Annotated in this window: 9 protein-coding genes; 6 read left to right on the top strand and 3 right to left on the bottom strand. The window is 43.9% G+C overall.

Annotation, left to right across the window (positions count from 1 at the left end; translation table 11 throughout):
- Together JGK07_RS31360 and JGK07_RS31355 are read left to right on the top strand one after the other, a co-directional pair.
- A partial coding sequence (locus JGK07_RS31360) for a hypothetical protein (protein WP_293193766.1) occupies positions 1-255 on the top strand: 255 nt, incomplete at its 5' end.
- Positions 225-1,247 (top strand): tetratricopeptide repeat protein, encoded by a 1,023-nt coding sequence (locus JGK07_RS31355; RefSeq protein WP_293226636.1) that lies wholly within the window; start codon positions 225-227, stop codon positions 1,245-1,247. The genes JGK07_RS31360 and JGK07_RS31355, both read left to right, overlap by 31 nt.
- Positions 1,248-1,351: 104 nt before the next feature.
- Here the strand turns inward: JGK07_RS31355 and JGK07_RS31350 are convergent, their stop codons facing one another.
- Positions 1,352-1,555 carry a hypothetical protein gene (locus tag JGK07_RS31350; protein WP_293226633.1) on the bottom strand — a complete coding sequence of 68 codons (204 nt, stop codon included), beginning with the start codon at positions 1,553-1,555 and terminating at the stop codon, positions 1,352-1,354.
- Between the two features lie 94 nt (positions 1,556-1,649).
- Between JGK07_RS31350 and JGK07_RS31345 the strand changes: the two genes are divergently transcribed.
- The 4 genes from JGK07_RS31345 to JGK07_RS31330 all read left to right on the top strand — a co-directional run bounded on the left by JGK07_RS31345 (position 1,650) and on the right by JGK07_RS31330 (position 7,747).
- The gene (locus tag JGK07_RS31345) at positions 1,650-4,727 is read left to right on the top strand and encodes a CHAT domain-containing protein (protein WP_293226630.1); all 3,078 of its coding nucleotides are present in this window, start codon (positions 1,650-1,652) and stop codon (positions 4,725-4,727) included.
- Positions 4,728-4,996: 269 nt separating this feature from the next.
- A complete protein-coding gene (locus JGK07_RS31340; RefSeq protein ID WP_293198498.1) occupies positions 4,997-5,833 on the top strand; it encodes an Rpn family recombination-promoting nuclease/putative transposase in 837 nt (278 codons plus the stop codon).
- Between the two features lie 98 nt (positions 5,834-5,931).
- Positions 5,932-6,285: a hypothetical protein gene (locus JGK07_RS31335; protein ID WP_293186774.1), complete on the top strand. Its 354-nt coding sequence runs from the start codon at positions 5,932-5,934 to the stop codon at positions 6,283-6,285.
- Complete coding sequence (locus tag JGK07_RS31330; protein ID WP_293186773.1) at positions 6,272-7,747, top strand: hypothetical protein; 1,476 nt, start codon at positions 6,272-6,274, stop codon at positions 7,745-7,747. Before JGK07_RS31335 ends, JGK07_RS31330 begins: the two co-directional genes overlap by 14 nt.
- 69 nt (positions 7,748-7,816) lie before the next feature.
- Here the strand turns inward: JGK07_RS31330 and thiL are convergent, their stop codons facing one another.
- Entirely contained in the window at positions 7,817-8,944 is a 1,128-nt protein-coding gene (thiL, locus tag JGK07_RS31325) for a thiamine-phosphate kinase (protein WP_293219959.1), read from the bottom strand.
- A gap of 97 nt (positions 8,945-9,041) precedes the next feature.
- A complete protein-coding gene (locus tag JGK07_RS31320; RefSeq protein WP_293193752.1) occupies positions 9,042-9,356 on the bottom strand; it encodes a hypothetical protein in 315 nt (104 codons plus the stop codon).
- Positions 9,357-9,574: the final 218 nt, after the last annotated feature.

Here is a 9,574-nt window from a genome sequence, read left to right as displayed (position 1 = left end):
CCCGGCGGTTGGAAACCCGGCGGTTGGAAACCGCGTCTACACAGACAAAACCCGCCTCCGCGGGTTGAAGAAAAGGCGGTGAAATTACGTTATCTTCTTCAGTCCGCGGAGGCGGACATCGTTTGTGTAGACGCGGTTTCCAACCGCCGTCTTATCTTTGCAACAACCCCCAAAACCCCCAACCATGATAAAATAAACCCGACATTATTCACAACTCCCCAACAATGGAAGAAAACCGCGCCCAAGCCTACCTAGAACTAATTCACACCCTGCTGAATTGCCCCAACGGATCGGAACCGCAGATATTACAAGATAACTCAGAATTGTTGGATGTCGAATTTCTGGAAACCTGCGAGTTGGTAGCCGAAAAAATGGCACAGCAAGGAGGACAAAACGGCGCTAACTTCCTGCGAAATCTGATTGGACAGCTATCACAATTAATCGATATCAAGGATGGCGATAACTCTGAAGGTGAAAATGCCCAAGAGTATGCAAACTTTATTCTAGAATTATTGCAATCAGAAGATGGTAGCAATAGCAATACAGCAGTAATTTACCCGATGCTAGCCGAACGACAACATCTCCTCAATGCTCGTTTTTCCGAGATATTAGAGCAAGTATTGCAGAGGTTAATTGGTGGGGAAAATGCCCAAACTATTGAATCAATCGTCAGCCTCGTTGAAGACTTGACCATTAATATTAGTAATTTTTCCGGTGGGAATAGAGCGAATAATATTGAAATTGCCATTGCCGCTTATCAACTTGTTTTAAATAATCGGCAACCGGGAAGCGACAAGTTTGCTCAAACTCAAAACAACTTAGCTGCTGCCTATATTACCAGAACAAAGGGTTCGCGGGCGGAAAATGTGGAAATGGCGATCGCCCTTTATGGCGCTGCTTTAACAGTCTACACCCTTGAGGCTTTCCCGGAAGATTGGGCAATGGCTCAAAATAACCTAGCTGCTGCTTACGCTAACAGAATCAACGGTTCGCGGGCGGAAAATCTGGATCGCGCGATCGCATTTTTTGACGCTGCTTTAACTGTTCGTACCCCCGAACAGTTTCCTGAAGATTGGGCAATGATTCAATATAACCTAGGTAATGCCCATAATGACAGAATCAACGGTTCGCGGGATGAAAATATCGAAAAGGCGCGATCGTTTTATGAGGCAGCTTTAACAGTATATACCCGTGAGGCTTTCCCTGAATATTGGGCAATGATTCAAAAGAAGCTGGCTAATGCCTAAAGTGAGGCTGCTTTAACAATCTCAGAAACCGGGTTTTTTCCGATGTCTTCGCCTCGCATCGAATATCTTCGCAAAAACCCGGTTTCTCGCCACCACCGACAATCTCAGAAACCGGGTTTTTTCCGATGTCTTCGCCTCTCATTGAATATCTTCGCAAAAACCCGGTTTCTCGCCACCACGCACAATCTCAGAAACCGGGTTTTTTCCGATATCTTCGCCTCCCATCCAATATCTTCGTAAAAACCCGGTTTCTCGCCACCACCGACAATCTCAGAAACCGGGTTTTTTCCGATATCTTCGCCTCGCATCGAATATCCTCGCAAAAACCCGGTTTCTCGCCACCCAGCAAACCAACCCCAACTATGATAAAATAAACATCGGTGTTATTCACAACTCTCCACAATGGAAGAAAACCGCGCCCAAGCCTATCTCCAATTAATTCACACCCTGCTGAATTGCCCCAACGGAGACGAACCGCAGATATTACAAGATAACTCAGAATTATTGGATCGCGGATTTCTGGAAACTTGCGAGTCAGTAGCGGCCAAGTTGGCAGCACAAGGAGGCGAAAATGGCGCGAATTTCCTCCGAAATCTGGCCAGTCAGCTAGGACAATTCATCGATATGAACGATGACGGAGATAGCAATAACTCTCAAGGTGAAAATCCCCAAGAGTATGCCAACTTTATCCTAGATTTATTGCAAACAGAAGCAGCTAGCAAGGGCGATATTAAAGTAATTTACCCCATGCTCGCTCAACGGCAACATCTCCTCAATGCCCGTTTTGCCGAGATTTTACAAAAAGTAGCGGAGAAGTTACTTGATGGTGAAAATGCAGAAACAATTAGCTCAATTGTCGCCCTAATTGAAAATTTAAGTGTTCATATTATTGAGTTTCCGCGTGGGAATAGAGCGAATAATATTGAAATTGCCATTACTGGTTATCAAATACTTTTAAGTAATCAGGAACCGGAGAGCGAAAAGTTTGCTCAAACTCAAAATAACCTAGCTAATGCCTACAATCAAAGAATCAACGGTTCGCGGGCGGAAAATCTGGAACGGGCGGTCAGCTTTTATGAAGCAGTTTTAACAGTCTATACCTTTGAGGATTTTCCTCAGCAATGGGCAATAACTCAAAATAACCTAGCTATTGCCTACAAAAACAGAATCAACGGTTCGTGGGCGGATAATCTGGAAAGGGCGATCAGCTTTTTTGACGCTGCTTTAACAGTTTGTACCCTGGAGGATTTCCCTGAACAATGGGCAACGACTCAAAATAATCTAGCTGCTGCCTACAGTAACAGAATCAACGGTTCGCGGGCGGAAAATCTCGAACTGGCGATCAACTTTTCTGACGCTGCCTTAACAATCTATACCCTTGAGGATTTCCCTGAACAATGGGCAGAGACTCAAAATAATCTGGCTACTACCTACAGTGACAGAATTAAGGGTTCGCGGGCGGATAATCTGGAACGAGCGATCACCTTTTATGAAAATGCTTTAACAGTCCATACCCTTGAAGATTTCCCTGAATATTGGGCAATGACTCAAAATAACCTAGCTAATGCCTACTTATACAGAATAAACGGTTCGTGGGCGGAAAATCTGGAACGGGCGATCACCTTTTATGAGGCTGCTTTAACAGTCCATACCCTTGAAGATTTCCCTGAATATTGGGCAATGACTCAAAATAACCTAGCTAATGCCTACAGTAACAGAATAAACGGTTCGCGGGCGGAAAATCTGGAATGGGCGATCGCATTTTATGAGGCTGCTTTAACAGTCCATACCCTTGAAGATTTCCCTGAATATTGGGCAATGACTCAAAATAACCTAGCTGCTGCCTACAGTAACAGAATCAAGGGTTCGCGGGCCCAAAATCTGGAACGGGCGATCACCTTTTATAACGCTGCTTTAACAATTCGTACCCTTGAGGATTTCCCGTTAGAGAATGCAGAAACTTTAGGGAACCTGGGCTTGGCTTATCTGCAAAAACTAGACAACATCAATCGAGAAAAACCAGAAGACACAAACCAAAAAGCAGCAACTCTCGAAAGTGCCTATGATACCTTTAAAAATGCCATAATCAGAGCCTCCAAATTACGAGAGTTAGAATCGGGAGATGAAACCAAGCAAAAACACGATTTGGAGTGGGATGATCTCTACAGAGGCATGGTGCAAGTATGCCTCGATCGCCAAAGCAACCAAGAAGCACTCTTATATGCCGAAGCCAACAAAGCCCGCAACCTTGCCGAAGTCATCGCCCAAAAACAGGAAACCCCCCAACTCCTAAAACCCATTACTTTCACCGAAATTACCCAACTCCTCACCCCAGACACCGCCCTAATTGAGTGGTACATCACCGACAAAGAAATCATCACCTTTGTCATCACTTACCCCGACGTGCTGACAGTGCATCGCAATCCTCAATGCGATGAATTAATCAATTTAGTTAACGACTACCGCGCCGACTACAAACAAAGCAAAACCCACTGGCAAACCAAACTCTCCGACTATCTCCAGCGTCTTGCCGAAATCCTCCAAATCACCACAATTCTGCCCTCAGAAAGTACGCGCTTAATCCTAATTCCCCACTGGTTGCTGCACCTGTTCCCCCTCCACGCCCTACCCCTAACCGACGACGAATTCTTGTTAGATAGATTCACCCAAGGGATTCAATACAGCCCCAGTTGCCAACTCCTGCAACAGATTACAATCCACCCAAATTTTGACCAACTCCTGGCCCTGCAAAACCCCACCTCGGATCTTCCCTACACCGATTTGGAAGTCGCCAGCATCGCCCCCAAATTCGCCATCAGTCAAATTCTTCCGGGCTCGGAAGCGAGTAAAACTAATCTTTTGGAACAGTATTTAGAGCAGTTAGAAAATGCTCATTGCGCGCATTTTTCCTGTCACGGTTCGTTTAATCCTGATGAGCCGCTGAAGTCGTTTTTGATTTTGTCAGGGGGTATCATCGAAGATTTAGGGGCATCTGAGCGTTATGTGGAATGGCGCGAAGGCAAAACAGCGGATATTGACAAATGCCTGACTTTGGCTGAAATTTTCGGACTGCGATTCAAACAGTGCCGCCTAGTCGTGCTTTCCGCCTGCGAAACCGCGCTAATTGATACACAGAATCGATCGGATTATATTGGATTACCGACGGGATTTCTCTACGCGGGAGCAATGGGAACTTTGGCCAGTCTTTGGGCTGTCAATGACCTCTCGACTGCCTTGATGATGGTAAAATTCTATGAGGTACTACAACCTGGAGTTAGCATTGGTCAAGCGCTCCATGATACCCAGCGCTGGTTTAAGTCTGCTATTACTTCAGATTTGCTAGAATGGGTGGAAGGTTCGGAGAGTTTCGATGGAGACCAAAAAGAAGGTGTTACAGAATATCTGGGACGTTATAAACCGACTGTAAAACCCTACGGCGATGTTTATCATTGGGGAGCGTTTTGTGCTATAGGTTTATAATGTGAATGTGCAAATATTGTAGGGGCGGGTTCACCAACAATCTCCGATAAAAACCAAAGATTTCATAAACCCGCCCCGGCTATGATATAACGCACAATCTATTTGTACAATAGAATTGCGATCTAAATATTTCGGTGGGGTGGGGGCGGGTTTTTATAATCCATCGATGGGTGTCAAATATTTCGGCGAACCCGCCCCTACAGCACTTGGGATTATGATACGATCGTGAATGAATAGGGTATAATTCAAAGAAAGATTAAATTCGATCGATGAAAACCGACAGCCTATTTTACAGCATCTTCCAAGAATTTCCGTTTATTTTCTTTGCCCTGCTGGGTATACCTGCCGATGCTACAAACCAATACCAATTCACATCCCAAGAAGTCAAACAATTAGCCTTTCGCCTAGATGGTTTGTTTCTGCCAATTGTCGCAGATTCTCAACTACCATTCTACATTGTGGAAGTCCAATTTCAACCAGACCCAAATCTGTACTATCGTCTATTTGCCGAACTATTCATCTATCTCAAACAGTACCAACCGCCGCACCCTTGGCAATTGGTAGTCATTTACCCAAATCGGCAAACAGAAAGAGAAAGTGACATCCACTTTCAGGAAATGCTGGCACTCCCAAAAATTACCCGCATTTACCTGAATGAACTTACCGAACCAGAAACAGCATCTCTACCGATAAAATTACTTAAACTGGTAATCGAACCAGAAAACACGGCCTCGGATTTAGCTATAGATTTAGCCAGACAAGCCGAAACCGAAATACCAAATATCGCAGTCAGAGAGAGCTTCATAAACTTGCTAGAAACCATCATTTTTTACAAGTTACCCCAAAAATCCAGAGAGGAAATTGCCGCCATGTTGAACCTCAGTGACTTAAAGAAAACCAGAGTTTATCAAGAGATTCTTGAAGAAGTACAAGCTGAAGCACAAGCTGAATTGCAAGCTGCTAAACAGCGAGAAAAAGCTGCAATCCTCAGAATGTTTAATGTGGGATTAGCTACAGAACAAATTGCTCTATTCTTTGACTTGCCGATAGCTGAAGTAGCAGCGATTATCACCGAAGCTCAACAAGAACAATCTGAACAGAATTAATCAAAGTTTGGCGGGGGCGGGTTTACGAGATTATTGGTTTTTGGTAAAACCCGCTCCTACAGCACTTGACATTGTACATCCATTTTTGAGGTAAACTTATGATGAAAACCCTGATTTTGTCGGAAATCTATAACGCGATTACCAAAGCCCCAGAGATTCTGACTCCGCCATTTATTGAAGAATTACTCAAGACTGTTTTGCCGATAGCTGAGTCTGATGCTACTGATAAAGCAGTTAAAGAAGCTATTAATAAAGTCTATCAAAATTTTCCCGAAGTAGCAGAGCAGATTGCCAATCTGACTCGCAAAAATCTTGATGATGCAGAACCGGAAGTCACACCGGGCTATGAAACACTCACCAATAACTATCCTGATATCAAAAAGCTAGAAGCAAACTTAAAACAACGCATTCAACCACCCTCAATTCCCCCCGCACCAGATGCTAAAAATTGACCATCCCCAAGTCTATATCTACAGCTACCAACTCAGCAGCAAAAGTAAAACTGATGTTGACTCAATCTGGACTTGGGCAAATAGTATCTGGCAATATTTCAGTCTGGACAAAACCAAAGTTTTTTCTCAAGCAAACCTCAGTTATCCCCTCACTAAACCCAACAAATTAGAGCATTCAAATCAAATCGATGGTTCCTTAAGATTTTGTCGCATCGATGATAGTGAAGGTATCTTAGCGAGAATTGGCAGCCCAGAAACTGACGAAAACAAAGACTTAGAAGTCGCAGCATTAACACAATTCAATGTTAATAATCTTTTGGTTGCTGATAGTCATGAAAATTGGCTAGGACAAACTATTTTGATTACTTACAAATCAAAAACTTATCAACAGCCAAGTGACAATGACTTTCGCAAAGTTGCAGATGAATGTTTAAAACATCTTTTCCCAGAAGAGTCTGTGCGTCCACCTTTTTACCGTGATACTAAGTTATTCGATTCTCCGATGTTTGAGTATAGTTCTCCCAAAAGTCAAGTACAGGTATTTGTTTATCTGGTTGATGATGACATTGAGGGAAAATTAGGGAAGATTGTTCAACCTTTGTTTGAACTGTTTTATCACCGCCATAAAATCACCAAAGCTTTTATTGATAGTCGCAGAAATTACGATCTACTTAAGGAACGATATTTAGAGATTGAGCAAACAATCGAAAAGCTAGAAGCAAAAATCACCGAGGTAAGTCGGATTGAATTGTCAACTGGAGTTGATTCGAGGCAAAGTATTAATATAGATGAATCGTTAAAGTATCTAAAAACCAAACTAAAAGAGTTACTTCGAGAAAGCTTGAATTATGAAAGAGCTTTGGAATATTTAGAAGATTTTAATAACACGATTAATATTCATGTTTACAACTATCAAGAAAAGTTGTTGCAAATTAGCGATAAATTGCAGATACCAACTGATGATTTGACAACGTTCAAGTTTTTCATTGATAGAACTTGTCCGTATTTTCAAGAACAAATTAAGGGCGATTTAGGCTATTTCAAACATGGCACTGATTTGATTAAGATTGCGGTGGAGTTGGTGGGAGGAATTGTCGATATTGAACAAGCAGAATGCGATCGCTCCCTAGAAAGAAAAATTGAAATACTCGGTACTGGATTAGGCGCTGGAGGCATTGTGGTGTCTGCGGTTGCGAATTATGTAGAGAGAGACATAGTGTTCAGAATACCTCAAAATGGCGATCGCATTCATCCGGCCCTAGCTAGTCTGTTGTGGAGTCTCCTGGCTGTCATCCTGGTTTCTGGATTGATGGGTTGGATTAATGGTGCGTGGAAAATTAATGGTAGATTGAGATTGTTTGGGCGTAAATCTGTTGCACAATTACCCAATTCCCAAAGTCAACCAGTTAATGATATCTTGCGGGAGGTGGAAGAAGTGTCGAATCATGAACCAGGCGGTTAGAAACCCGGCGGTTAGAAACCGCGTCTACACAAACGATGTCCGCCTACGCGGACTAAGATCAGATATGATTCAGAAGTGTTGAAATCCCCGATCGCTCTCCAATCTAATATCACCATAAATACCACTGCTATCAGTCAACCAAATATCTGTGCTATCGGTAGTCATGCCGATAATCGCGGCTCCATTTCCGATTTTTTCTACTAATAACTCAGCATTTGCGATCGGCAAAAATAGCACCAACTCAAAATCTTCACCACCGTACAACGCCCAATCCAGAGCCTTTTCAGCGGATACGATTTCGCTTAAACTAGGGGGAATTGGTATTTTCGTGCGATCGACTTTTGCACCAACACCGCTAGCCCGACAAACCTGAATAATTGCATCCGCTAAACCGTCGCTACTGTCCATTCCGGCGATCGCAATTGGGGAATTAACCCCCCCCGGCCCCCCCTTGGTAAGGGGGGGAGAATTAACGCCTACCTTGCTAAGGGGGGGAGAATTCAAATCTTGCTTCCCCCCCTTACCAAGGGGGGGACTGAGGGGGGGTTCTATCTCACCTTCACAACCCAATATCTCCCAAAGCATCGGCAAAACATCCAATCGCGGTTTAGGCTGCTGGTGAGCGAGAATTAAAGAAGTTCGATCGCCCTTTTCCAGATTTAGCCCAAATTCAGGATTCAACAACAACTCTAATCCCGCGCGAGAAGCCCCGTGCACACCCGTAGCCACGATCGCCCAATTCTCCGATCGCGCATTTGACCGACGAATGGTACGGTCGCACTCAACCTCCCCAAAAGCAGTAATCGAAATTGTCACCACAGACGATCGCACAACATCCCCACCCGCGATCGGCGTATGATACACTTCCAAACAAGCCGTCATCCCCCGATAAAACTCCTCCACCCACAGCACAGCCGTATCCGCCGTCACAGCCAGGGCTACAGTCACCGCCAGAGGCTTTGCACCCATCGCAGCCAGATCCGACAAATTCGCGGCTGCGGCGCGCCATCCTGCGTCATAAGGGCTGGTGGTGCGATCGCTAAAATGCACTCCATCCACCAACATATCCGTCGTCACCGCCAGAGATTGGTGAGGATTTGTCGGAAGTACAGCGCAATCATCACCCACAATTTCGGCGGGACAGAATTTTTGTAATATTCTTAAAAGACCTTGTTCTCCGATATCTTTAATCAGCATTAAATTAGTTAAAAGCCACTAAATATTATTAGGAAACTGACAACTAACCACTGACAACTGTCAACTGTCAACTGTCAACTATCAACTGTCAACTGCATTACCATTCCTTACCAGAACTCGGCGGCAAGCGCAACCTCGGAAACCGATAAAAAGTATCCCCTTCATCATCCACCTCTAAAATCGCCGAAAAAATCTTAACTTGTCGGTTTAAATACTGCTGAGCCACTTCAGCCTCAACTCTCGCGCTAGCAGCCAATTGAATCAGCGACATCTGACTGTTTTGACTTTCCAATAACTGATAAAAAGCCTCATCCAACTGTCGCTTTTGCTTGCTTTCATTCAGATTGTTGACAATCAACAAGCCTGCGAATCCGCCCAAACCAATTACCAATAAAAATTCTAAAATTGCCATAATAGCGTTATAATTGCTAGTTGGAATAACGAATCTCAGTATATCAAAAAAATGATGTTAATTAAATTTCAACTAATCTGATTAACTCTTCCAGCCCGCGGAGGCGGTCTTTGTTTGTATAGAAGCGATTTAAATCGCCGTCTTTGTTTGTCTTTATTCCAGCCCGCGGAGGCGGTCTTTGTTAGTGTAGAAGCGATTTAAATCGCCGTCTTTGTTTG

This window comes from Microcoleus sp. PH2017_24_DOB_U_A (assembly GCF_020738205.1).
Lineage (GTDB): Bacteria > Cyanobacteriota > Cyanobacteriia > Cyanobacteriales > Microcoleaceae > Microcoleus.
Note: the sequence above shows the minus strand (reverse complement) of the source record. Positions and strands in the feature narration are given on the sequence as shown.

What these genes read in the sequence shown, in the direction of transcription:
- thiL (WP_293219959.1), bottom strand. Translation starts at nt 8,944, where the DNA reads ATGCTGATTAAAGATATCGGAGAACAAGGTCTTTTAAGAATATTACAA.
- JGK07_RS31330 (WP_293186773.1), top strand. Translation starts at nt 6,272, where the DNA reads ATGCTAAAAATTGACCATCCCCAAGTCTATATCTACAGCTACCAACTC.
- JGK07_RS31320 (WP_293193752.1), bottom strand. Translation starts at nt 9,356, where the DNA reads ATGGCAATTTTAGAATTTTTATTGGTAATTGGTTTGGGCGGATTCGCA.
- JGK07_RS31355 (WP_293226636.1), top strand. Translation starts at nt 225, where the DNA reads ATGGAAGAAAACCGCGCCCAAGCCTACCTAGAACTAATTCACACCCTG.
- JGK07_RS31335 (WP_293186774.1), top strand. Translation starts at nt 5,932, where the DNA reads ATGATGAAAACCCTGATTTTGTCGGAAATCTATAACGCGATTACCAAA.
- JGK07_RS31340 (WP_293198498.1), top strand. Translation starts at nt 4,997, where the DNA reads ATGAAAACCGACAGCCTATTTTACAGCATCTTCCAAGAATTTCCGTTT.
- JGK07_RS31345 (WP_293226630.1), top strand. Translation starts at nt 1,650, where the DNA reads ATGGAAGAAAACCGCGCCCAAGCCTATCTCCAATTAATTCACACCCTG.
- JGK07_RS31350 (WP_293226633.1), bottom strand. Translation starts at nt 1,555, where the DNA reads ATGCGAGGCGAAGATATCGGAAAAAACCCGGTTTCTGAGATTGTCGGT.